Below are 24,895 nucleotides of genomic sequence, written 5' to 3'. Positions count from 1 at the left end.
GCTCGACATTGAGTTTACTCCTGCGGCTGTTTTTTGGGGGCGACATGCAGCGGATCTTGTTGATAGCGGGACTACTGGCGTTTTTGATTTTCTCAGCTGGTTCGAGTGCGTCAGCGCAACTCACGGCAGATCATCGAAAAGAGCTGGGAGCGTTGACGCGGCAGGTCGGACAGGCTGCAGCACTCATTCGCAAAAAGGATTATTCCGCAGCAGGAACTCAACTTGATGAAGCTGAGAAAAAGCTGAAAGAGGTCGCGACTTCAGCAGGTATCGAAGAAACCGACGCTGCAATTAAGAAGGTTGCCGATCTCATTGCTCGCCAGCGTGCCACGCTTGGGAAAGCGAGCGGAATGTCTGGTCCTGCTGCCAAGCCGGGTGCAGAAAAGCCTGATGAAGTCAGCTTTGTTAAAGACGTTGCTCCGATCATTAATCAGCGCTGTCTGAATTGCCATGGGGAAAACAACCCACGAAACGGTCTGCGACTGGATACGTTTGCTGGCTGGCAGTCAGGCGGAAAAAATGGGCAATTACTGGTCCCCGGCAATCCCGCCTATAGCCTGATCATCGCTCGCCTGAATGCTCCGCAAGGAAAAGGGCAAATGCCTCCGACTGGTCCCGGATTGTCGGCGGCTGAGAAAGAGACGATCGGTAAATGGATCAGTAGTGGTGCCCGATTTGACGGCCAGAATAATCAGATGACATTGACGAATCTGATTTTTGAGGACGCCAAGAAAGACGTCAAACTCCCGAAATCAACGGGAACCGAAACCGTTAAGTTCACCCGGGACATTGCTCCCTGGATGGCGAACTTGTGCCTGAACTGTCACAACGGAAATCGCAAATCAGGTGGGCTCTCGGTCGAGACCTACTTCGACATTATGAAGGGGGGGGAGAGTGGCGAAGTTGTGATCCCGGGTGATCACGAAAACAGCCGCTTCTTCCGACTCGTCGGGGGGCTGGAGTTGCCGAGAATGCCTCAGGGGCAGGCTCGAATCACTCGTAAGAACTACGAAGACATGAAGAAATGGTTCGAAGAGGGGAACACCTTCGACGGACAAGACCCGTTGGCCCCGATTCGATCTTTCGTGCCGTCTGCATCGGAAGTCGCACAGAACATGTTCGGCTCCAAGTCCGAAAACGAAATGCGGGATCTGCGAAAGTCCAAGACCGAATCACAATTCAAGATGGTCTCTTCTGCTCCGTTTTCTCCGCTGACTTCGGACGAGTTCATGATCGTTGGCGACGTCGACAAAGCGCGACTGGAAGCCATTCAGGGAATCGCACAGACTCAACTTGCTGAAATTCAAAAGGAATATGGCGGAGGTCAGACCTGGCGGGGACGGCTGGCGATTTTTGTCTGGGGTGATCGAGCAAACTACGATCAGTTCGTCACTGCCGTGGAATCAAAACGCCCGAACAACGAAGTCTTTGGAAATTCCTTAGTGAAGCTGGGGCACGAAGAGGCCTATGTCGTCCTAAATGATCAGGGAGACAATCCTGCGAAAGGTCCCAACCTGAAAGAACTGCTGACCGAACAGTTGACTATCGCTTACCTGCAGCGGGGCGAGCGTCCAATTCCTCTCTGGGTTTCGCAGGGGGCTGGTCGAGTTCTTGCTGAACCGTTTGCAGGACCGGCTCGCGTAAAATCATGGAATGAAGATGCGATGGCACTCGCACCGGCGGTCAGTCGCCCTGACGATGTGTTTGTCGACGGAACGTTCTCTCCTGCTGCGTCCGGAGCCATCGGGTATTCGGTCGTCAAATTCCTCATTGAAAAACGAGGAAAGAACAAGTTCAACGAGTTTCTGAATGCAATGGTCAAAGGTGAGACGCCGACTGCTGCACTGAAGACGGTTTATGGCGAGGAAGCTTCAACAATTGCTGCCGCCTACTTTGCAAGTTTGAAAGCACGTTGATGCAAGACGTCGTCATTGTTGGCGGAGGAGTGATTGGGCTCTCGACTGCCTGGGAACTTGCAACGCACGGGATCAAAAACGTTACGGTACTCGAACAGGGGGATTTCGGTCGCGAAGCCTCCTGGGCGGGTGCGGGGATGATTCCACCGGGCAACCCAGGTCATTCTTCCACTCATCAGTTGGCAGTCCTCAGTGCTCGACGTTGGCCGAAATTCAGCCAACGTCTGCAGGAGTTGACTGGTATCGATATTGGCTATCGCACTTGCGGCGGACTGTTGCTGCAGTGGGACAACCAGATTGAAGCACTGCTTGAAGAGTTTTCTTCGGCCGGAATTGCTGTCGAAACGCTCGATGCCGCTCAATTAAGGGAACTGGAACCTTCACTCTCTTCTGAAGTGCAGGCCGGTGTGCTGCTGATTGAACAGGCACAGGTTCGTAATCCACGACTCCTCCAGGCTCTGACTCTTGCCTGCGAGCGGTGTGGAGTCACGTTGAAATCCGGCCATGCTGTGACCGGATGGGAAACCGATGGCGAACGGATTCTGTCTGCAGTCACGCCTCAGGGGAAGTTCTCCGCGAGTGAGTTCATTCTGGCGTCAGGTGCATGGAGTGAGCAGGTGGCTGCACCATTGGGGCTGCATCTTGAAGTCCGTCCGATTCGCGGTCAGATCGTGTTGTTCAACTCGCCGCAGCGGATCTTTCGGCGGACGCTGGAATTTGGATGCCAGTATCTTGTTCCACGCGATGATGGTCGTGTTTTAGTGGGAGCGACGGAAGAAGACGTCGGTTTTGAGAAGGCCAATACTGAATCCGCTGTCAACAACCTGATCAACTTTGCTCATCGAGTCGTGCCGCAGTTGGAACGGGTTTCAGTTGAGAAAACCTGGGCGGGGTTCCGACCATTTGCTGCCCGCGGATTTCCATGGATCGGACGCCCGTCCGGCTGGAAGAATCTTGTTCTTTCAACTGGTCATTTTCGGGCAGGACTTTCAAATTCTCCGGCAACATCTCAGATGGTGCGACAGCTTCTGCTGAATCAACCGATGGAAATTTCTGTCGAGCAGTTTCAGTAATCAGGTTCGATCAATAAGGCGAACAAATGCGGCGAACATGTGTCACGAGCGTTGCCGTGAGTGTTGCCAGCGAGTATTGATCGCCATGAGTTGAAGACAAAAAAACAGCACACCGGTCTGGTGTGCTGTTTTTGTTGATTCATCGAATCTGAGCAGTGGGCTGCATTGGATCGATTTAGCCTGAGATGAACTCGAGGTTCACCGGATTCGGGATCAGGCCGGCTCGGTATCCTTCATCGAGCAGACGAGCGACAGCTTCACGGCCACGAGGACCAAAATCGCGGGTCCAGTCGTTCACGTACATGCCTACGAATTCGTCGGCTTTGCGGTTGTCGAGATCGCGTCCATATTTCAGGGCGTGATTCAACGCTTCTTCACGGTGATCCAGCCCGTATTCGATACTTTCACGAAGCAGGCGTGTGACCTCCTGCATCTCGGCCGGCCCCATGTCCTTGCGAATCGCGTTGGCTCCCAACGGCAATGGCAGACCTGTTTTTTCCATCCACCAGGTCCCCAGGTCCACAACTAGGCTCAGGCCCTGATTCATGTAGGTCAATTGCCCTTCATGAATGATCAGCCCGGCGTCTGCTTCACCACGTTCGACGACGTTCAGAATCTCGTCGAATGGGTGAACAACGTATTTGAATGTCCCGGCGTCGCCGCTGACGTGAGATTCTTTTGAAGGTGTCTGAGGCTTACCACCCAGGCAAAGATTCAATGCAAGAAAGGCGGTCGTCAGAGTGCCAGGGACGGCGATTGTTTTGCCTTTGAGATCGTCGATCGTGGCAGGTTCGCGAGTGACGACCATCGGCCCGTAATTGTCTCCCATGCTTGCGCCGCAGGCACAGATGGCATAGGTGTCAGTCAGGTAGGCGTATCCATGCAGGCTGACAGCGGTCAGTTCCAGTTCTGCATTGAATGCGCGGCGATTTAGAGTTTCAATGTCTTGAAGCTCGTGAATGAACTGGTAGTTTCCAGTCTCGATCTTGTCGTTTGCCAATGCATGAAACATGAAGGCGTCATCGGGATCAGGACTGTGCCCAACACGGATTTGCACTTTTGCGTTGCTCATGAAACTCTCGATTTTGGAGGCTGCGGCCTCTTGCTGATCGCCTCATTCATGCAGAGGCCAGATAACCAACAGGCAACATTAAGGAGACCAGCCAAACGGTTCAAGGGCTGGAGCATGTTCACGGATAATTGCGATTCGATTGATGTTTCTTGAGTCGTTCATATTTGACGAAATGGGGACAAAGTGCGGCTCTTTCAAGGGAATTGAATTGAGAGAGTTGCGGTCTGTGCGCGAGCCCCATTTTTCAATGAAGATTTTCCCCTAATGATGCAAGGGCGGATTTTGATGTATCGAAGTCGATTTGTACGGGCAATGTGCCTGCTTCTCATTGCGGGATTGATATTGGAATTTGCAATGGAAGCCTCAGCGGCGGACGTCTACCCCAAGTTGAACCGGTTTATCTTTGCCCGACTCGCGGAGTTTCAGGAGATTCCCAAACCACGACGAGAAATGCTCGATGGCCTCGCAGTGAAGATCGGCACCCTTCAGGCTGCGAAGCGGCCGGTGCGCCTGATCTTTATCTGCACGCATAACTCTCGCCGGAGCCATCTTGGTCAGGTCTGGGGGCAAGTTGCAGCAGCATGGTATTGCGTTGATGGTGTGACAACGTTTTCAGGAGGAACTGAAGCAACGGCCTGCAATCCCCGAACTGTCGAAGCGCTCCGTCGGGCTGGACTGGTTGTCGAGGCACCCGCTGATTTCGGAAGCACAACGAACCCCAAGTATAAGGTGACGTTTTCTGCAGAACGCCCTGCGATGGTCTGTTATTCCAAGGCCTATCATGACCACGACAATCCACAACAGGATTTCATTGCAATCCTGACTTGTACAGATGCGGACGAGAAGTGCCCGATTGTGAATGGGGCAACGGATCGCTTTCCACTGACGTACGACGACCCGAAAGTCGCAGACGAGACTCCTGAGGAAGCACAACGCTATGACGAACGGTCACAGCAGATTGCGCGTGAGATGCTGTACCTGTTTTCTGTTGTCTCCCGGAATCAAACCGGAACGCCATAACCTGATTCGGTTGTTCTGTCTGGTGGCGATTTGTGCTTCATCATTCGAGAGAGACGTCAATTACAAAAAGGGGCGAGATACCGTCTTCTGCTTTGCAAAACGCGATTTATGATGATCTCAGGATTGATCAGATCCCCCACACGGCTGCGACCACGACATCAATTCTGAAAATGCATCCATCGGATGCATTTCTGTTTGAGTTGAAGATCTGTAGGGCACCATCAGGAGACTGGAAATGAACTTTCGTCAAGTATCACAATCAGAAGCACAGCATATTGCTGTTCGTAACTTTTTTATTCACCTGGCAATTTATCTTGCGGTGAATGCCGGATTGATTACCTTGAATCTCAATAGTTCTCCCGACCGGCTTTGGTTCTACTGGCCGCTGGCTGGCTGGGGACTAGGGATCGTTCTGCATGCTGTGGCCGTCTTTGTGACTGGGCGTGCTGCTGATCGGGTTCAGGATCGTAGAGAGCGGATGAGCGATCGCGAATGACCCGACGATTCTGAAAAAGTCCGCAACCGATAGAGATCGCGACAGTTTCGCAGAGATGCGGAGCGACTGGGAGAGGGTGTCACTCATTTTAGAGCTCCCGGCTCAGTACGACTGTCAGAGGTCTCGATCTCTGGTCGGTTCGATTGCGATCTTAGCTTCAATCGATGCGATGGGAGCGTGTCTCTTTTGAGCCCTATGCTGGCCTTGCAGGCGGCGAATGGCTCCCCGTCAGAACTGAGTGCCTCTTGGACGAGTTCGCGTGTCTCAGGGACGCGGGGTTCCGGCCGTCTTTCTATTAAGAAGGCCGCTGCGAGGCCCATTGAGTGGTCGACCGATCTAGTTCGCCTTCAGATCCCACAATGGCTCTGTGCCTGAAGTCTGTTCAATGCGACCGGTGCTGGTCGCGGCTGGATTCCCGGCTGGGTCAAGTGGTCGACCGGGAAGAGGGCCCATCTTTGGAGTGGCGAAAGAGTCGACCGGTGCTGAAGTGACCGCCATTGGCATTGGTTGTGCGAGTGGAGCTGCATTCACTGGCAACCCGGCTGGAACTGGAACGTACCCGGCAGATGTTGGTGTGTTCATCGAGTTCAACTCGCGCAGATTCCCGACTGGGGGGGCGAGTGGAGATTGCGCAGGTGCTCTGTTCACTGGCATTGCGCTCACGTTTGGGACAGCTGGAGTGATCGAAGTGCTGTTGAAGTACGGATCTGGAGCTTTGGGGCTTGTGTTCGGATTGAACGTCGGGGCATTCGTGCTGTTGTCAGGAATCGGCTGTAAACCGGTTCCTGTCCCCGGATTTTGAAACGTAGGTGTTACCCCTTGTGGCATGGCGTTCGGATAGACCGCGCCACCTGGAACATAGGGTTGTCCCGGTGTCAGAGTCTGAATCGGAGCTTGCTGGTAAGGCGCCCCCATCTGTTGAGGGTAGGTCTGGTACCCAGAATACCCACCGTATCCATATGGTTGAGAATAGGTGTGAGTGCAGCCTGTCAACGCGATCAGCGTCAACATCAGGCAAGCAACCAATATAGGGGCGAGCGGTCGTGACATGACCCACCTCGTTCAGTTCAGGAAGGAATTCAAGGATGGAGATCGGGCACTGCATGAAAGCGGAAGCGAGGCCCGCATGGGGTGATTCCTGCGGCTTGACTCGCAATTTATGCCGTCGATCTCGACTGATCGGCTAAACCTGCCGGTGAGCAGGGCGCGGGGAGTATATGGATATCGCAAAGTGTGTCTAGATGGGTTTGTTCAGAAAACGCTGTGTTTTGGGCGTGAAAACCGGAAAATCAGGCCTTATGCGAAGAAAAATGCAAGGGTTTCCCGGGCTTTGTGGGTCTTGACCTCTGCGGGTCGACTGTGCGAGAAACGCCAGCCCTGTCATTACGTCCCATCGTATTTCACTTACCCTGTCGCATCGGATCTTCTTCCGATGAGACTTCGGCCTGAGCCGTTTCGGGATTCCTATGATTCGCTGCCCGTCCTGGATCTTAGTGATTGCTCTGTCGACCAGCCTCACCCCTGGTTGCACCAGCATGTTTTCAAAACGTGCGATCGAGAGCTTTGCCGAGAACATGCAGGCCCAAAATCTGGACGGTCTCAAAGGGATCACGTCCGATGAATTTGAACAGAAAGCACTGCGGCAGAAAGATTCTGCCAAGGGGCTGAAGCTGCTCAAAATTCCGACCGGAGACGTTGAAATCGTTTCCGTGGAAGACCTCGAAGACGACAAGCGAAAAGTGCTTGTGAAAGTCTACGACGTCAATAAAGAGGGCAAGAAGAAAAAGGACAAGACAAAGTTCAAAGAGGTCGAGTACCATCTTGCTAAGACCAAGGGCAAATGGGTTGTTCACGACGTGATCCTGAAACAGGACTCCGGCGGAGGACTGGTCGTTGAACGCTCTGTCACAGAGCAGATGGATCTGTTGCTGACCTGCCGTGAGTTGCTGATCGCCTGGCGTGAAGGCTCACGAGAAGAGAAGTTTGCATTCTGTAGCCCGAAGCTTCAGGAAACTTTGAAGCCGCTTCCACCGAACTGGTTTGAAAAACTGTCGAAGGAAATCGCTGGTCCCGGGCAGCAGAGCACTTTCAAACCGGATGCTCGTTTGAATGGAACGAAGGCTCTGGTTGTGATTCCGCACCCACAGGGAAGTCTGTATCTGGAATTGCACAATTCCGGGAACGACTGGAAGCTCCACGATCTCGCGATTGAACCAAGTTCGAAAGAATCAACAGGGATTCGCTCACTCGCCAAAGTGGTCAGTGCATTGAACCTGTCTTCATCGTTCCTGACCGCATATCAAGAATCAAAGACCGAAGATCTGCAGAAGTCGGCATCGAAGGAATTCTTCAACAAGTGCCTGTCTGCGGCCAATCTCTCAGAGATTCCGCTGCCTGTGACCGAATTGCTGGCTGACAGTTATGAAGCACGACAGTTCACGGACGGAACCGATTCTGTAAAACGTGTCGAGCTGTTGCTGCGAAACAAAGAGTCCACTTACATGCTGACTCTGCGTGAAGAAGAGCCAACATTGGAAGACGGCAGCAAAGGTGTCGCCGAGTTCCGAGTGGATGAAGTGACATTGTTTGAAAAGGGAGACAAAGATGTCCGTCGGATGTCATCGGTCTTCATGACTCACTCTGTGGTCAATGTCTATGTTTCGGCTCTGGTTGATCGTGACACTAAGAAACTGAAAGAACTCTCTTCGAACAACTTTAATGACCGAGTCTGGAGTCGCCCGGAATCATCTTGCTTCGCGATTATGCCCTATCCGGAAATCCCGAAGGGAGAACTGGAAATCCTGACAACAACATTCCGTGGGGATGTCTCTGAAGTGACTGTCGATCAGGGTGGCGTCCCAATGACGTTGATTCTGCAGGTCGCTCGGGGATGGATGGTGGTCGATGATATTCAGACACCGGCATTCAACCGTCCGACTTCGTTGAAGAGCAATCTGGAAGTCTTGCTGACACTGCAGGCATTCAACACCGCTCTTGTGAAGAAGGATTTGACCGGACTGATTCGCCATTCCGCGGAAGGGCTCGACCGTATCGCCTGGCGACAGCTGAACGAAGTTCCTTCTGTTGGACAGCAGTTCATGCGTCCACTGATGAATGAAGTGACTTCAATCGAGTTGGACGAGACAATGAACGTGGTCCGAACGACGGATGGAAACATCGACGCCGAGATCAAACTGGTGCGTGAAGGGGAGCAGTATGTTGTCTACGACATCAGCCTTGCGACCAAAGAGAAGCCGGATCAGAAGCTCGAACTGATGCCGACATTGCGACAAATGATTGCGGACGGATCGATTGGTCCTGCTGCTCAACGACGGGCGGCAATTCAACATGCCGCGGTTGAAGCCGTTCAGCAGCAGCAGCCAGTGCAGAAGGCCAGCTTCGAGCCGCTCGCTCCAGAGGTTTACACAAAGTAGAGCAAGGCGTTGAGCCGCTCAAGTTCTCACTGAAAACGAAAACAGCACACCATATCGGTGTGCTGTTTTTATTTTTGATGGCCGGTTCTGATTCAGGTCTGCAAGCGACCCCATTTAGAGGGCGGCTATTCTTTCTTGGTCGAGATCGACTTGATGATGTTGATGATCTCTTCTTCGTTGTATTCAGCTGCACCCTCGGTGATCATCAGGAAGGCTGTCCCGTCTCGTCCTGGAAACATTCCCTGGACTTGTTTGACTTCATTCTTGGATTTCGGGTCTGTTCCGGTGATGAATTCGAAGGTGCGCTCAACTCCATCTACTTCAATCTTTCGGGATTCACGAGCAGTAATATCGATCTTGTCTCTCTGGCCCTGTTTTTCCAGTTGCTGCTCCATCGATTGCTTCATTTGCTCTTCAGTCATCGGATTGTCCCCATCGAGTTGTCCGGGAACAGTGACCTGAACTAATGCAAGCGTCCCCGCTGGCTTCTTGGAGTAAGCAACAACATTCATTTTCATACCCAGAGACATCTGCATTCCAATTTCCGGCTTGTACTCTGCCGGCAACTGAATCGAGACGATTTCGTTCGTCTGGGCAATAATCTTCTCTGGTTCCTGTGTGAACTTCATGTTCTGAGTGAAGAACCAAACTCCGAGGCCACAACAGATCGCGGCGCCGATTGTGGAGGCAATTCCGAACCCGATCAGGAGTTTCAGCCAGCCACTCATGCCGGATTTTGGGCGAGGTTCCGGTTCAATTTCAAAACGGTCTGACATCTTTGGCCTCTGCAGAGTTGTGGAATCAGTTTCTCAGGGAGTGGCCTGAATCATGTCTGGCCATCCGGGGTCTGGCTTTGGAATTGATGATCCTACCCTACAGATTTCCTCTGGCTCTTCCATCTCTCAAAATCAGAGTCTGCTCAGAAAACGGAAAAAATGCTTTGATTTCCAGTGCTTCTGCAGATTAGGAAAAGGCTGTCTGCGAAATTGAAGCGGAATCGAACAATGTCAGTTGCTGAAATTGAATTGGTTATTCATCATTCGAAATTGATGCAAGTGGCCAGCTTGTGTAACGGGTGTCCGTGCGGAATCAGATCCTGAAATTTCGCTTTGGGATCTCGTTGATCGTGGCCAGGAATTCGTTCGCGCTGGCAAGGTTCATTCCTCCCGATCCCGCGGACATCGTATCACGTCTGTATTAGCAAGGATTTCTTTATGCCAGATCTTTTGAGGACCATCGCCAGTACGATGGCTGCTGTCGTTTTCCTTCTGACATGTCAGGTGGGAACTGCAGCGGAAGCAGCGAACTGGGTCTGGTTAGGGCAACCTCAGGCGAATTCCAAAATTCAGCTGCGAAAGTCCTTTGAGATCACCGGAAATGTGAAGCTCGGACAGGCGGCGATTTGTGTTGACGATGCCTGTGTGCTCTACGTCAATGGTCAGAAGGTCGCCGAGAATAATACCTGGCAAAGCTTCGTGACCGCGGACATTACTTCCAAATTGGTCAAAGGGAAAAATGTCATCGCCGTGGAGGCACGGAACTCTGGTGGAAGCGCCGGAGCAGTTGTGCTGGTCAAGGTTCAAGGTGACCAAGGGGTGATGCTGGAGTTCACCACAGACACGAGTTGGGTGGGCTCAGGGGAAGCTCCTGCGAATTGGACGAAGGCTGATTTTGATGACAGCAGTTGGGCCAAAGTCACTGCAATTGGTGTCATCGGGGACAGCAGCCTTCCCTGGAGCAAAGAGATCAACGAGAAGTCTGCGAAGGCAGCTTTTGATGAGGGAAGAATCGGCAGCGAATTGCCTTCGGTTGCCACCCACGTGAAGGTGCCTGAAGGGTTTGTGGTTGAGCAATTGTTTGAGGTCCCGCGGTCAATGGGCTCATGGGTTTCGATTACCAGAGATCCAAAGGGGCGTTTGATTGCATCCGATCAAGGAGGGGCAGGTCTCTTTCTCATTACATCATCGCAGGATGGTGGAGAAACAAAAATTGAAAAGCTTCCAATCAAGCTGAGCGGTTTTCAGGGAATGACCTGGGCGTTTGATTCGCTTTATGGCGTCATTAACGGAGGCGAGCATTCTGGTCTCCATCGTATGTGGGACAGCAATGGCGACGGCATCATCGACGCTAGCGAACACCTGATTCCAATTGCCGGAGGAGGGGAGCATGGTCCTCATGCCATTATTCCAAGCCCGGATGGGAAGTCACTTCATCTCTGTGCTGGAAACCATACGAAGTTGCCAGAAGGAATCACTGGAAGCAAGATTCCACAGAACTGGGGCGAAGACCTTCTGCTGCCGCGTCGTTGGGACGCTAATGGGCACGCCGCCGGGATTCTTGCACCGGGCGGTTGGGTGATGAAGATTGATCCAAAGGGGAAAGAACGCGAAATCATCAGCGTCGGATACCGCAATCAATATGACATTGCGTTCAATGCAGATGGTGAGCTCTTCTCGTATGACGCAGACATGGAGTGGGATTTCGGGGCTCCTTGGTATCGTCCGACTCGCGCGGTCCATGCGACCAGCGGCAGTGAATTCGGATGGCGGAGTGGCACTGGAAAATGGCCTGCATATTACGAAGACTCACTGCCAGGAGTCGTCGATCTCGGACCAGGTTCTCCTGTCGGTGTGACGTTCGGATATGGAACAAAATTTCCTGCGAAGTATCAGAAGGCGCTGTTCCTCCTAGACTGGACTTACAGCATGATTTATGCCGTCCATCTCACTCCAGATGGATCGTCATACAAGGCGACAACGGAAGAATTTGCTGTTGGTCAGCCAATGCAGGTGACGGACGCCATCATCGGTGCAGATGGTGCGTTTTACTTCGCAGCCGGAGGCCGTGGGACACAATCGACGCTCTATCGTATTCGTTATGCCGGAAATGAACCGACTGCTCCTGTCGACGCTAAGGATGCGGAAGGAAAAGCAGAGCGAGACCTGCGCCATCAGCTGGAAGCGATGCACGGTCATGCCGGTGGGGATCTCAACCTCATCTTGGCTCACCTTGGCTCACCGGATCGCTTCTTGCGATATGCTGCTCGGATTGCATTGGAATTCCAGCCTGTTGATAGCTGGCGTCAGCGCGTTCTAACGGACATGTCGCTGCCTGCACTGGCTCGAATTGACGGGGTGATTGCTCTGGCGCGTCAAGGCAAGCCAGAAGATCAGACTGCAGCAATCGCCGCTTTGAATGCAATCGATTATGCCGCTCAGGACGAAGTCACTCGACTGGCAATGTTGCGTGCGTACCAACTTGTCTTCATTCGATTGGGAACTCCAAGTGAAACCAATCGGGTCGACGTGATTGCCAAAATGAACCCGCTTTATCCGGCTGCGACTTATGCAGAAAACGCAGAGTTGAGCCAGTTAATGGTTTATTTGAACGCTCCTGGAGTCGTTCGCAAAACCCTGCAGGTCATGCGTGAGTTGGGTCCAGAACAGCCACCAGCATGGCAGCATCTCGTGACTCGAAGTGATCGATACGGTGGAACCATTGCCAAGATGATGGCCGATATGCCGCCGACTCGTGCAATTCACTTTGCGTTCGTTCTGCGTAATCAGAAAGAACAGTGGACAATGCCTGAGCGTGAGGAGTATTTCCAGTTCTTCATCGGTGCTGCGAAGCATCCCGGCGGAAACAGCTTTGGTCGCTTCCTGTCGCAAATGCGGGACGACGCCATTCTGACTTGTTCACCAAGTGAACGTGTTGCGTTGCAGGCGATCACTTCGGCTTCTTTGATTGCTGAACCACCGCAAGTCGCTCCTCCTCAGGGACCAGGCCGTAAGTGGACTCGCGAAGAAGCTCTGGAAGCCCTGGGGCCAAAACTCTCCAAGCGAAACTATGCGAAAGGGCGACAGATCTACTTTGCGGTCTCGTGTGGAAAGTGTCACCGTCTGGATGGAGAAGGGGGCTCAATCGGGCCGGACCTTTCAACTGCCGGAACTAAGTTCCCGATGCCAGACTTGCTCGATTCGATCATTGAGCCAAGCAAAGTGATTTCCGATCAATATGCATCTCATCAGGTCGTGACCACGAATGGTCAGGTTCTGCAGGGACGCGCTGTTGAGATTGGTGATGAACTCTACGTCTATACCCCAGATGCGGACGCACCGCCAAAAGTGATCAAGAAGAGTGAAATCGATGAAATGCAGCCATCCCCGATCTCGCAGATGCCGGTGGGGCTCGTCGATTCATTGAATCCGGAAGAACTGAAAGACCTGCTGGCTTATCTGCTGTCAGGTGGGGATCAGCGACACGCTGTCTTCCGTTAATCGAACGTCTTGATTCTGAATTGTGATTGTCGTCGGCACAGCGGGGTGATTCCTGCTGTGCCGCTTTTTGTTGAATTCGGTATACTTCCAGTGTCGGAAATCAAGCTTCCTCCCTGCATGGGGAAGGAGTTCCCAGTGAGGCATGCACTCACGGGACTGTTCTGTTGAAATGGGTTCTGTTTATTTGTTGGTCAGAGTTGTTGTTATGAATGCATCGTCAGTTTCTCCGCGCCGTGCTGTTGTCCTTGTGAGCGGAGGTCTCGATTCAGCAACTGCTTTGGCATACGCCCGTGAAGATGGATTTGAATGCTACGCTCTGACATTTGATTACGGGCAACGGCATCGCTGCGAACTCGAAGCAGCCAGAAGAATCAGCCAGTCGTTTGGAGTGAAGGCGCAATCGGTTCTCTCGCTCGACCTGCGGCAGTTCGGTGGTTCCGCACTCACAAGCGAAATCGACGTTCCTAAAGACCGTGTAGAACATGCGGAAGACCCAGTTCCGATTACATATGTTCCTGCCAGAAACACGGTGTTCCTGTCGATCGCGCTGGCCTGGGCGGAAGTGTTGGGAGCGTTTGATATTTACATCGGGGTCAATGCCGTTGACTACAGTGGCTACCCCGACTGTCGACCGGAGTTCATTGAACAGTTTGAACGTCTTGCGAATCTCGCGACGAAAGCAGGCGTGGAATCGGATGATCAGTTCCGCATTCACACGCCATTGATCCATTTAAAGAAGTCGGAAATCATCTCCGAGGGAACACGCATGGGGGTGGATTATGGACTCACCCATAGTTGCTATGATCCCACGCCAGAGGGAGAATCCTGTGGGCGATGTGATTCCTGTCGGCTTCGCGTTCAGGGATTTACCGAAGCCGGATTGACTGATCCGGTGAAGTACGCCATCGGATAAATGGCCGCTTGAACGGGGAATCGTAGGCGAACAATTTTGGATCAAAATCGGCTGAAATCATTGAATTTCAGTTTTAGACCCGTTCCAGTTGTCGATATCACGGTTTTTCGCAAAAATACAATGCTGGAAATCACCTGCGCCGGTCTCGGTGCATCATCGAGTTAAGTGCCCTGAATCGATCTGTCATTGGTTCACGAGAACCCCTGCTCCAGATTGGCACCGCTGAAGTGATTATCACGAAACAAGTTACACAGACATTCTATCGATTGAAGGAGGGGCCGCCATGGCCGAAGTCACCGCCGCAGCAGTAAAGGCACTGCGTGAAAAAACCGACCTGCCGATGATGGATTGCAAGAAAGCTCTGGTTGAAGCTGGGGGCGATGAGGCCAAGGCAATCCAGATTCTGCAAGAGCAGGTGGGAAAGGTGATCGCCAAGCGCGCTTCGAATTCCACCCTCGAAGGCAAGATCTTCACCCGAGTTGTCGATGGCGGCAAAGAAGCTGTTGCTGTCGAACTGCTCTGCGAATCAGCCCCAGTTGCTGGTAGCGAAGCTCTCGCTGAGCTTGGCAACGCTCTGGTTGAGCAACTTGTCTCCGGTCCAGGTGCTGCAAACGCAGAAGAACTTCTGGATCAGAACAATCCAAACGGAACCGGAACACTCCGCGCTCTGTACGAATCGATCGTCAACAAGATCCGCGAAAAGATCGTCGTGAACCGAATTTCACGCGTTCAGGGACCAGTTGGCGTTTACGTTCACCACGACGGTAAGACCGCTGTGTTGTTCCAGGCCGAAGGAACAGCTAAAGACACTGCCATTCTTCGTGACGTTGCAATGCACATTGCTGCCATGAAGCCTGTTGTCGCTACTGTTGATCAGGCTGATCCAGCTGCTGTGAAAGCAGAACGTGAACGTCTGTCAGAAGAAGCTCGCGCAACCAAGAAGCCAGAAAACATCATCGAGAAAATCGTCGATGGCAAGATGGGCGTCTTCTATCGCGATGTCGTTGGCGTTCTGACTGAACAGCTCTTTGCTAAAGACGACTCAAAGACCGTCAGCCAGGTTCTCGCTGAGAACGGCCTGAAGGCAAAAGACTTCACACTGATCGTCCTCGGCAGCAACTAATCTCGGTTTTGCCTTGCGACTCGTTGAGTGTCGAATAACAAATCGCAGCGCCTGTCATCAGGTGCTGCGATTTGTTTATGTCAGATTCAATCGACCGATCGTCGCGCAGCAGGATTTTTGATTGGACGAAGAAGCGGTACCGTCTGTCAGGCTGGAACGCCTGCAGACATATCATGCTGGCCAAACGACTCCGTGAACCGGCTTACTGTCCCAGGACGCTGGACGCGAAGTTCTGAACTGACTTTGGAAGGTGCTCGCGCATCCAGTCCATTAATTCAGCCGGAGCAACGGTCTCGCCGTCGCATGCAAGATCGCCGGACTTGGCATCCGAAATCAGATCTCGCAATGTGTCGATGGCAATAAGCACATCCTCCGTCGGATAGAGGACGTTTGCTCCTTGGTTTTCGAGTTCTTCCAGATTGGTTCGTGCTGCTTTTGCACCTGCTGTGATCGGAACACGCTGGTCTCGAATGAGGACGAGTCGTTGAATTCGTCGAGTCGCCAGTTGGGTCTTCAGACGCTTCAATCGAGCGGCCAGTGACGTCATGTTGGATTGAGCACAGAGCGCCAGGCCAACTCTGGCGAGTCCCACTTCGAAGATGAGTGAGACGTCCTGGAGTTGCTCATCGGTTACAAGTCGACGGTCTGGATGGAACAGCTGATTCAGAATCGGGAACCCGTGACGGATGATTTCTTCTGTCTGTTCTGGAGAGTTTTGCTCTCTGCGATTCTTAAAGTGCTCATCCCATTTGTACGCCAGAAACGTTGCGATTTGCTGGGTCGGATCAACTGGCGGTGTGATCGAGGGACTGGGGACGTCCAGTTCTCCAGAGCGAGGGGACTCATACCGGTCTGCACAGATCGCAAGTAGTCGACGCGGAGTTAATGGACGATCCTGTGTGAACAGACTGTCGAACTCGGCTTCTGAAAGTGGCCACGTTGCTGGTCGGTCGGCAGGTGCGTCCCCATTGCTCTCTGCCGACGTGATTGCGGTTTCCAGTCGCGATGTAATCAGGGACTTCGCCTGAGCAGGATTCAGTGTGTCGAGTGTGAAGGCCCCGAGTGACGCGGTTCGGTCATAGTCGGCACTTCGAGCGTGATCTTTGAATTCAGAGACGAATGCCGACTGAACGCAGGAGACAATCAGGGTGTTGTCAGTGTTGTCGTGCAGTGTGCTGATCAGCTTGCCGAAGGCGTAAAGTGCATCAGGATCGCGTGGAGAGAGTTGCAGTGCTTCCACCTGATCGAGCCCAATGACGATTGGCAAACTTTTACCAGCAAGTCGACATAGCATCGTGACGACGCGCTGGCTCTCTTCTTCACGTTCTTCGTCGGTTCCTTCTTCCTGTGTGAGGTTCAACTTCTCTAGTGACGATTCTGGGAGAGAATCACCGCTCAGCCATGCGCGCAGGTCACGACGGTGACGGTCGAACGCAAGGTGTTCGAATGCAACCGCGGTATTCCGGTCGAGGTCGAGTGAGGTCGCAATCTGATCGATCAGAGCGGAGAGGTCTTCAGGATGATTCTCCTGCATGAACTCGATCCACGGTTCAAGATCGCCTTCCGCAACGCGAATTTCTGCGAGTCTGTGCGAAAGGATACGGTCGAACTGCGAACGTGTTCCTGCCACGGGGCGGAACCAGTCGTTGACCAGTGTTCGCCGCATGGTTCGCCAGATCATTCGCGGACTTGTCTGCAAACGAACCCAGACGAACAGGGTTTCTTCACGGTCCGTGGCAGTGGGAGCCTTGGGGGTTAAGGTTGCCCGAAGCCGACTGAGAAGGTGAGTTTTTCCGCTGCCCGCTTCCCCATGGATCAGCAGTCCGGCTGAGTTTCTCTGCTGTCGGACATGGTTCAGACCATCAATGCATCTTTGAAAGACGGCATGGTGGATGTCTGGAACGTCGCTCTGCTGGTTACGCCAAGGATCAGCAACAATGCCGTCACGAAATGGATTCATATGCCCTTCCCATTTGAACTGCATTTTCGAAGCGCCCATCCGTGGAGACGCATCCGGAGATTGCTAGAAAGTCTGCTCGACGCGGCTACCAGCGATTCTGCCGTAACGCGACGCCCACATAGTAAGTTCCATGTGGATCGACGACGAGATCATTTCTTTCCTCAGCGGTCAGGCTGGCGGGATAATCGTGTCGATGCAGAGAGACTTGTCCTTGTCGCGACAGTTCCAAAAGCATGCTGTCGAACTCCGGCTTGGAAATTCCCGCTGCGCGGCGCAGATCTCGAATTCCAACAAGTGCCCCCTGCGCGGCACCGGGTTCGATGTGTCGGATCAGTGCTTCCAGATCAACTGAAGATGCATGTGAAGTTGGACGCGGTGTCGACTGCGTTCCAAACGAGATCCCAGTTCCTTCAACAATTTGAACCAGCGCCCGGCGAAGTTGATCTTCTGGAACTTGAGCAGCACGGAGGGCGGCAATTGCTGTCTGCAGTTGTTGTGCGACCGGCTGTAAATAGGGTTCCGGTCGTGGTGGCTGAGTTGCGAGCAGTGGCTTCTTGATCTTGCCGACGGGAGGGTGCAGAAACAATTCCCCGCGTGCGATCTTGCTTTCGATCAGCTCTGCGAACTCAGCCTCTGTCAGAACGTTGGCGGACTTCAGAACCGCCGCGTGTGGCTGCGGGCCCTTCTTCTCAAGTGTCTGCCGAATGAGTTGCTCGCCCCAGGTGATGCGATCGCGTCCCCAATAGAGCGGCTTGCCTGCTTTTGTCGCTGGAAGAATGTTGAAGACTTGCCCTGGTTCTTCCTGAGTCCCTTTGGAAAGTTGATTCAGGAGTTCTGTGATTTCGGATTCGGAAATCGCGATCGGCAGCTGCTTCAATCTCTTGATCAATGCTGCGGCGGTTACTGGTTCCGGGGAGTCAAGTACCGCTTGAACGATGATGGGGCGACACTGCTCCGCTGGATCGCGGTCCCAGTATCGAGGCTTGCCTTTGCCTGACGTTGGGGCGAATTCACGGATTTCGCCTGTGCTGACTGCTGCATGTAGCGGTGCAAGTGCAGCGGGTTCTTTCAATTTCACCGGGACGACAGCTTTCTTGAGAATCTCGGACAGCGTCATTGGAGCGTCGGACTGTTTGATCACCTCGACGAACGCTCTGGTGGCGACCTCATCAAGACTTTGCCCCCAGTATTGAGGCTTTCCCTTTGCGGATGCAGGGGGGATGACATGCAATTCCCCAGCGAGAATGGCTTCTTGCAAGAGCTGGTCGATTTCATCATCGCGAACTTTCCGCGACGTCGTCACTTGTTGAGCGATCTGCTTTGCGGTCAGCGGAGTTGCAGAGACAATCGCGTACTGCTGAATCCCTTGCTGATCTTCCTGAGTCAATGGAGCGGGTGGACGGGTCTGCTTTGCCATCAACAGTGCTCCTTCGCCAGAGATCAATTCAACACAGAAAGCCGGGCGACCTGATCGTCCGGCTTTCGTTGCGATGTATTCAATCTGCGTTGCAGGATGTGATACGACAGTTGCCCGGTTGTGTCCGTGCTGACTGCAACAAAACATGCCTGTTGGTCATCTGTGAACGCTTTGCTCGAGAGTGAAGCGTCCTGACCAAACCGGACTTAGTCGAGATCCGGGCCGTCGTCGAACAGGCGCTCAAGGCTTGGAGCGTTGTCTGCAGCGACAATCACGTTCTGGGATGCGTCGAGGTAAATTTTGTCGGTCAAAATTTCTTCGAGCACAGTTGCCATTGAAGGACGCCCCTGGCACTCAACGAGTGGTGGCGAACCTCGGTTCAACTGTACAAGCCGTTTCTGGATCAGCGTGGACAGCTTAAAGCGTCCGCCGACCTTCTTGGCCAGAATGTCTTCTTTCAAATCGTCAAGCATTCAATTCCGCCTCCCTCGAAGCGAGCAGCTGCCGAATTTCTTCGACTGCCCGTCCGAGATCATCGTTAATCACGCGGTGCTTATAGGAAGCGACATATTGTAGCTCTTCGCGTGCCGTCCGCAACCGCCGTTGAATCACTTCCTCATTCTCGGTGCCACGATCTCGCAAACGCTGCTCATAAACCTCAATTGATGCGGTCTGCAGGAAGATTGACATCGCCTGTGGATAGAGCTGCATCACATTGCGGGCTCCTTCCACGTCGATTTCGAGTAGAACCCATTTGTTCTGGCTTTGGATGCGATCCAGTTCCGAGTTCAACGTGCCATAGAGATGGCCGCTTTTGTGGACCTCTGCCCATTCCACAAAGTCTCCTGCTGCTTGCTTTTGCAAGAATTCATCGCGGGAGAGGAAGTAGTAATCTTGCCCGTTGACTTCGTTCGGTCGAGGCGGTCGTGTTGTCGCTGAAACCGACATCTCGAGCGGAACTGGGCAGGATCGCAGAAGTTCTTTCACGATCGTGGTTTTCCCGGCACCGGCTGGCCCGGACAGGATCAAGATGCGAGTGAGGAGACCGGGGGCGTTTTGAGACATTTGAATCCGAGAGGGCAATTTGCCCATTCCTGTAGTCGCGTCTGGCGAAAATAAAGGCCGGGCAGTTTCAAAAAACGCGAAATCCGCTGGCTGAGCCGAGTTCATCAGCGATGAAACTGGTCTGGAATTACAGCGGGAATCGCGGGACAATCCTTCAGTTGAAGGATGGGACCAGCCAAAAGGAAACTGTATCTGGTTGATTTCCGCATTCCAAGCAGACGCATTGAGAATCATGGTAGCTGACCTGACTCTGGTTGTACGACAACTCCTGTTCCGGTCGCAGAAATTGCATCGCCCTCGCCGGTGCAAGGTTGCTGCGATGAAGGTGACTGCTATTGCGGTTGCGATGTTTGCTGTTGGGCTCGTCGTTCTTCCGCCAAAGGCTTTTGCTCAACCTGTCTCCCCATCAGGTAGACAGGCGACGGGCCCCGAGTTTCAAAAGCTTTTAGTTCAGCCGTTAATGGTGTCGCTGGAACTGGTTCCTTTGCGGAAAGTGCTGACGCAGTTTTCGGAAGAACGGGGAATCGGGATTCTGATTGATCGTCGCATTGACCCTCGCCAATTGGTGTTTGTCGATCTGCAGGCGGTCTTTTTCGATGCCGGTATCGCAGAATTGACGTCTCAGTTTGCTTCGGTTTCTGTCGTCGCTGATACGTTGTTTGTCGGGCCGAAAGAGAATGCCAGTGCGTTGCAGACCCGCATTGCGATAACTGAACAGGCTTTGGATTCCCTGCTCGCCAAGGACATTGGTCGAAAGTTCGATCTCGCACGTCGTAAAGGGGTTCGCTGGGAGACGGGAGCGACACCGAAGGAGATTCTGACTCGGATCGCACAGGGATACAAAATTCAGATCGAAAATCTGGACGTCATTCCACACGATCAATGGGAATCAGGGGGAATCGTCAATCCAAACTGTGTCGAAGCGATTTCGATGATTGCGACCCAGTTTGATCTCGAACCGAAGTGGATTGATGGAAACACAGTGCGACTGGTCGAGCAGGTTGAATCCCCGAAATTGCAGGTGCAGCACTCAATACGGCGAATCAGTCCGGAGGATGCCGTCCAGAAGATTAAAGAGCGTTTTCCTGATCTCTCAGTGGAGTTCGGACGGAGTTTTGTGACCGTCACTGGTCTACAGGAAGAACAGCAGGAAGTGGCTGTGTTGCTGGGGAATCGGGCGGCCCGAAAGGTTCCGGTTAATCCTCGCGAAGCCGCGTTAAAAGATCGTCGGTATTCGTTGAAAGTTCACAATCGTCCGTTTCGTGAACTGATGGGTCTGCTGGAGAAGCAGGGCGTTCAATTCCGCTGGAGCGAGAAGTCGCTGGATGATGCTGGGGTCAATCTGGATCAACATATTTCACTGGAACTGAATCAGGCCACGATCTATCAGATGATGGCGGACGCGTGCAGACCGCTCGGATTAACCTATGAAGTGCAGGGAATGACCATCATTCTGATTCCAGCGGGAATGCCCAAGCCGCAATGAGTTCAGCTTCGAAGGCATGGATCCGCGATCATTGAATTGTTTCCACGCCAGATGACCACACGCGAGTGTTCATGGGCGATGAAATTCCGTACTTGGCGTGTCGGGGAACTGGTGGTGGTTTTGATATCGATCTGTCAGGTAAATCCCCAAACGGGAGCCTGCATAGTTTTGGAAAATTTGCTCTAATAGGCGCTGATTGCCCAATCGTTTTCCAATCGAACGGCGCTGATTCGTGAGTCTGCCGTCCGTGAAAGAGATCTTCCGGAGCTGACGATTGCATGTTGATTCACGTGCCAGTCGGTCAGGGGCCGAAGATGTTGAAACGCAGGGTGATGAAAGCGAGTTTCTGATAGAGCTGTCGTCAGGTTCGCTCACCGGATCAATATCGTTTGTATCGCCTCCGGGAGAGTCGTATGGCTCTCCCCGGTGCCGCCAACAGTCAGGTTTGTTTACGAAAACATGCCGAAGAGTTCGGCACTGAAATTCCTGTTCATAAATCGTTCCAGAGACTGAATTCCATGGCCAAGAACATGATCGTCGCCCAGTCGGGCGGTCCCAGCCCGGTGATCAACAATACTCTGCGAGGAATTGTTGAAACCGCAAAGCAGATGAGCGAAATCGGCACCGTGTACGCTGGCTGGCACGGGATTGAAGGGGTTCTGAAAGAAGAACTGCTCAACCTGACAGATCAGTGCTCAGAAGAAATCGCGTTGCTGCGAACGACTCCAGCTGCCGGTTCGATCGGAACCTGCCGTTATAAGCTGAAGGACAAGCAGAACGAAGACTTCGACCGAATCATGGAAGTCTTCAAAGCACACGACATTGGATACTTCTGCTATATCGGCGGAAACGATTCGATGGACACCGCTAACAAGGTCGCAAACATGGCCCGTGCTCGCGGGTTGGATGTCTGCGGGATCGGCGGACCGAAAACCATCGATAACGACGTCGGCGACAGCGAGTTCAAACTGGTCGACCACACTCCAGGTTACGGTTCAACTGCTCGCTACTGGACACACTATGTTCAGATGGCAAACGAAGAGAACAACGGTTCCTGCCCAGCCGATCCAGTGCTGGTGATGCAGGCCATGGGACGCAAGATCGGCTACATTCCAGCCGCTGCTCGACTGGCCGATCCAAAGCGCGAAATGCCGCTGCAGATTTATCTTTCAGAACGCAAAGTTTCGATCGATCAGATCTACGAAAACGTCTGCAAGACTCTGAAGGAACACGGCCGCGCGATGCTCGTGGTCAGCGAAGGTCTGGAGATCGAAGGTCTCCAGATTCCAGAAGAGTTCATTGTCCGCGATTCGTTCGGACATGCGATGCTCTCTTCGAGCAAGATCACCGTTGCTCAGATGCTGACCAACGCTCTCAATGAGCGCAAGCTGCCAGTGAAGGGCGCTGCTCGCTGCAACGTTCCGGGCACTCACCAGCGTAACGATATGGTCTATGCCAGTACCGTCGACCTGGAAGAATCCTACTACGTCGGCCAGAAAGCTGCTTTGCTGGCTGCTGCCGGCGAGCATGGTTACATGGCGACGATTCTTCGCGCTGACCGTGACAACTATCAGCCACGCTACGACAAGGCTCCATTGTCTGAAGTTGCTGAGAAAGATCGTCACTTCCCGAAGGAGTGGATCTCTGCATGTGGAACCGACGTGACGGACGAGTTCGTAAAATACGCTCGTCCGCTGATCGGTGATAACTGGGTGAGCGTTCCAATGATTGATGGACGCGTTCGTCTGGCGAAGCTGAACACCGGCAAGGAAATGTTCGCGACTCAGAAGCTGCCTGCGTACATTCCGCAGACAGACCGCAAGTAAATGAACTGCTGAGCCGCACGCTTCTGGCGTGCGGCTCTTTTAATATGGCTTTGCAACGACTTCATGACTTTCAAGTCGTCATTGGAATGGGAGACACAATGTTACGCTCACTGGCTCTATTCGCAGTCCTCGCTGTTCCGTGTTTCGCCCTTGCTGAAACTCCCAAGACAGCGCCGGAGGAAACAGGGGATTATAAAACCATTTTCAATGGAAAAGACCTGTCCGGCTGGGACGGCGATCCAACGATGTGGTCTGTGCGTGATGGCGTGATTCATGGGGAAACGACTGCGGAAAATGCAGCGAAGGGAAACACCTTCCTGATCTGGCGTGATGGAAAGACCGGTGATTTCGAATTGCGTCTTTCGTTCCGCTGCAATGCCACCAATAACTCTGGCATTCAGTATCGATCCCGTCGTATCACCGACTCGAGTGCGAAAAACTCTTGGGTTGTGCGAGGGTATCAGCACGAACTTCGTAATGAAGTGAAATTCCCGAACGTACCAAGTTTCATCTATGACGAAGGTGGAAAACGCGGTCGTATCTGTCAGGTCGGCGAAGAAACCGTCTGGGGCCCAGAAGGCAAGAAGGTTGTCCGTACAGATCTCGTCACTCAGGAAGAGTTTGAGAAACTGTTCAATCTGGACGGCTGGAACGATGTGGTGATCATTGGCAAAGGAAACCGAATCCAGCATTACCTGAACGGGAAGCTGATGATCGACTTCACCGATGACGAGCCAAAGTTGCAGTTGCTCGATGGGGTTCTCGCTCTGCAGTTGCACGCTGGGAAACCAATGTGGGCGGAGTTCAAGAACATCCGCATCAAAGATTTGAAGTAGTCGTATTCATCCAGAAGTGCGATCAGTTCTGACCACGCTTCTGATTTGATCATCAATCGAAAACGCCGCGAGACTGTGATGTCTTCGCGGCGTTTTTGTTTTGGTTGGCGAATGAGATGTAAACTACTTCAAAAGTGATTGCAGCGTTCTCAGATTCACTGCGTCCATCTCTTCACCGTCACGTTTCTCTTTCTTCGTTTCCAGAATCATTGGCAGGTTCTGGAAGTGCGGATCATTGACGATGTACCGGAATGCTTCGACTCCGATGCAGCCTTCTCCGATATGCTCATGGCGATCGACACGGCTGCCGCGACCTTTTTTACTGTCGTTCAGGTGCCATGCACGAACACGATCGATCCCGATGTGTTCGTCAAGTTGCTGCATCGTCTCCTGATAGTCCGCTCCGGTTTGCAGCCCATAGCCTGCGGCGAAGAGGTGACACGAATCCAGACAGACGCCGATCCGCTCAGGTGTTTTGCAGTTCTTGATGATGTACCCAAGGTGCTCGAAGCGATAACCCAGGTTGGTTCCTTGACCTGCTGTCACTTCGAGCCAGGTCTGAACCTTCACTCCGGCTGTGCGGCGATGAACTTCATCCAGCGCCGTGACGATTCGCGCCAGTCCGGCTTCTTCGCTGGTATCCACGTAACTGCCGGGATGCATGACAACCCCTGCGAGTTCGAACGCTTCAGCCCGTTCAAGCTCAACAGTGAGGGCGTCCGTCGACTTGTTCCAGAGTTCGTCGTTTCCACTGGCCAGATTGATCAGATAGCTGTCATGAGCGCACGGGACATGCAGCTTGTTCGCTTTCACGGCATCCTTGAATGCCTGAGTATCCTTTTCGGTCAGCGGCTTCCCGTTCCACTGGTTGTTGTTCTTCGTGAAGATCTGCACGGTCTGCATGCCGAACTCACCAGCGGCATTCGCGGCTTTGAAGTAACCACCGGAGATGGAAAGGTGAGATCCAAATAAAGGCACAGG

Annotated in this window: 19 protein-coding genes; 11 read left to right on the top strand and 8 right to left on the bottom strand. The window is 52.9% G+C overall.

The window, feature by feature from the left end; genetic code table 11:
- The first annotated feature begins 44 nt into the window (after positions 1–44).
- Both SH527x_RS11845 and thiO read left to right on the top strand, forming a co-directional pair.
- Positions 45–1,916, top strand: a complete 1,872-nt coding sequence (locus tag SH527x_RS11845; protein WP_437190887.1) for a c-type cytochrome domain-containing protein — start codon at positions 45–47, stop codon at positions 1,914–1,916.
- Complete coding sequence (thiO, locus tag SH527x_RS11840; protein ID WP_437190886.1) at positions 1,916–2,989, top strand: glycine oxidase ThiO; 1,074 nt, start codon at positions 1,916–1,918, stop codon at positions 2,987–2,989. Before SH527x_RS11845 ends, thiO begins: the two co-directional genes overlap by 1 nt.
- Before the next feature lie 175 nt (positions 2,990–3,164).
- On the opposite strand, the gene SH527x_RS11835 is transcribed toward thiO, so the two are convergent.
- Positions 3,165–4,061, bottom strand: a complete 897-nt coding sequence (locus SH527x_RS11835; RefSeq protein WP_437190885.1) for a menaquinone biosynthesis family protein — start codon at positions 4,059–4,061, stop codon at positions 3,165–3,167.
- Positions 4,062–4,415: 354 nt separating this feature from the next.
- Between SH527x_RS11835 and SH527x_RS11830 the strand changes: the two genes are divergently transcribed.
- Both SH527x_RS11830 and SH527x_RS11825 read left to right on the top strand, forming a co-directional pair.
- Positions 4,416–5,081 carry a low molecular weight phosphatase family protein gene (locus SH527x_RS11830; protein WP_437190884.1) on the top strand — a complete coding sequence of 222 codons (666 nt, stop codon included), beginning with the start codon at positions 4,416–4,418 and terminating at the stop codon, positions 5,079–5,081.
- A gap of 235 nt (positions 5,082–5,316) precedes the next feature.
- Positions 5,317–5,577, top strand: a complete 261-nt coding sequence (locus SH527x_RS11825) for a 2TM domain-containing protein (RefSeq protein WP_437190883.1) — start codon at positions 5,317–5,319, stop codon at positions 5,575–5,577.
- A 336-nt stretch (positions 5,578–5,913) separates the two neighbouring features.
- On the opposite strand, the gene SH527x_RS11820 is transcribed toward SH527x_RS11825, so the two are convergent.
- Positions 5,914–6,627, bottom strand: coding sequence for a hypothetical protein (locus SH527x_RS11820; RefSeq protein ID WP_437190882.1), 714 nt, complete (start codon positions 6,625–6,627; stop codon positions 5,914–5,916).
- A 485-nt stretch (positions 6,628–7,112) separates the two neighbouring features.
- On the opposite strand from SH527x_RS11820, the gene SH527x_RS11815 reads away from it, so the two are divergent.
- Positions 7,113–9,011 carry a hypothetical protein gene (locus SH527x_RS11815; RefSeq protein WP_437190881.1) on the top strand — a complete coding sequence of 633 codons (1,899 nt, stop codon included), beginning with the start codon at positions 7,113–7,115 and terminating at the stop codon, positions 9,009–9,011.
- A 125-nt stretch (positions 9,012–9,136) separates the two neighbouring features.
- Here the strand turns inward: SH527x_RS11815 and SH527x_RS11810 are convergent, their stop codons facing one another.
- Complete coding sequence (locus tag SH527x_RS11810; RefSeq protein ID WP_437190880.1) at positions 9,137–9,787, bottom strand: hypothetical protein; 651 nt, start codon at positions 9,785–9,787, stop codon at positions 9,137–9,139.
- Positions 9,788–10,225: 438 nt separating this feature from the next.
- Between SH527x_RS11810 and SH527x_RS11805 the strand changes: the two genes are divergently transcribed.
- The 3 genes from SH527x_RS11805 to tsf all read left to right on the top strand — a co-directional run bounded on the left by SH527x_RS11805 (position 10,226) and on the right by tsf (position 15,324).
- Positions 10,226–13,288, top strand: coding sequence for a c-type cytochrome (locus SH527x_RS11805; protein WP_437190879.1), 3,063 nt, complete (start codon positions 10,226–10,228; stop codon positions 13,286–13,288).
- Between the two features lie 205 nt (positions 13,289–13,493).
- The gene (queC, locus tag SH527x_RS11800; protein ID WP_437190878.1) at positions 13,494–14,201 is read left to right on the top strand and encodes a 7-cyano-7-deazaguanine synthase QueC; all 708 of its coding nucleotides are present in this window, start codon (positions 13,494–13,496) and stop codon (positions 14,199–14,201) included.
- A gap of 283 nt (positions 14,202–14,484) precedes the next feature.
- A complete protein-coding gene (gene tsf / locus SH527x_RS11795) occupies positions 14,485–15,324 on the top strand; it encodes a translation elongation factor Ts (RefSeq protein WP_437190877.1) in 840 nt (279 codons plus the stop codon).
- Between the two features lie 202 nt (positions 15,325–15,526).
- Here the strand turns inward: tsf and SH527x_RS11790 are convergent, their stop codons facing one another.
- The 4 genes from SH527x_RS11790 to gmk form a co-directional block, all read right to left on the bottom strand.
- Entirely contained in the window at positions 15,527–17,284 is a 1,758-nt protein-coding gene (locus SH527x_RS11790) for a hypothetical protein (RefSeq protein WP_437190876.1), read from the bottom strand.
- 85 nt (positions 17,285–17,369) lie between these two features.
- The gene (locus SH527x_RS11785) at positions 17,370–18,848 is read right to left on the bottom strand and encodes a hypothetical protein (protein ID WP_437190875.1); all 1,479 of its coding nucleotides are present in this window, start codon (positions 18,846–18,848) and stop codon (positions 17,370–17,372) included.
- Positions 18,849–18,907: 59 nt separating this feature from the next.
- Entirely contained in the window at positions 18,908–19,174 is a 267-nt protein-coding gene (locus tag SH527x_RS11780) for a DNA-directed RNA polymerase subunit omega (RefSeq protein ID WP_437190874.1), read from the bottom strand.
- Complete coding sequence (gene gmk, locus SH527x_RS11775) at positions 19,167–19,766, bottom strand: guanylate kinase (RefSeq protein ID WP_437190873.1); 600 nt, start codon at positions 19,764–19,766, stop codon at positions 19,167–19,169. Before gmk ends, SH527x_RS11780 begins: the two co-directional genes overlap by 8 nt.
- 232 nt (positions 19,767–19,998) lie before the next feature.
- On the opposite strand from gmk, the gene SH527x_RS11770 reads away from it, so the two are divergent.
- From SH527x_RS11770 to SH527x_RS11760, 3 genes are all read left to right on the top strand, one after another.
- A complete protein-coding gene (locus SH527x_RS11770; protein WP_437190872.1) occupies positions 19,999–21,252 on the top strand; it encodes a hypothetical protein in 1,254 nt (417 codons plus the stop codon).
- A 413-nt stretch (positions 21,253–21,665) separates the two neighbouring features.
- Entirely contained in the window at positions 21,666–23,078 is a 1,413-nt protein-coding gene (locus SH527x_RS11765) for a diphosphate--fructose-6-phosphate 1-phosphotransferase (RefSeq protein WP_437190871.1), read from the top strand.
- Positions 23,079–23,176: 98 nt separating this feature from the next.
- Positions 23,177–23,914: a 3-keto-disaccharide hydrolase gene (locus tag SH527x_RS11760; RefSeq protein WP_437190870.1), complete on the top strand. Its 738-nt coding sequence runs from the start codon at positions 23,177–23,179 to the stop codon at positions 23,912–23,914.
- Positions 23,915–24,037: 123 nt separating this feature from the next.
- On the opposite strand, the gene SH527x_RS11755 is transcribed toward SH527x_RS11760, so the two are convergent.
- Entirely contained in the window at positions 24,038–24,892 is an 855-nt protein-coding gene (locus SH527x_RS11755) for a deoxyribonuclease IV (protein WP_437190869.1), read from the bottom strand.
- Positions 24,893–24,895: the final 3 nt, after the last annotated feature.

Source organism: Planctomicrobium limosum (genome assembly GCF_051465645.1).
Classification (GTDB): domain Bacteria; phylum Planctomycetota; class Planctomycetia; order Planctomycetales; family Planctomycetaceae; genus Planctomicrobium.
The sequence above is the reverse complement of the archived record's forward strand: the minus strand, read 5'-3'. Positions and strand labels throughout refer to the sequence as shown.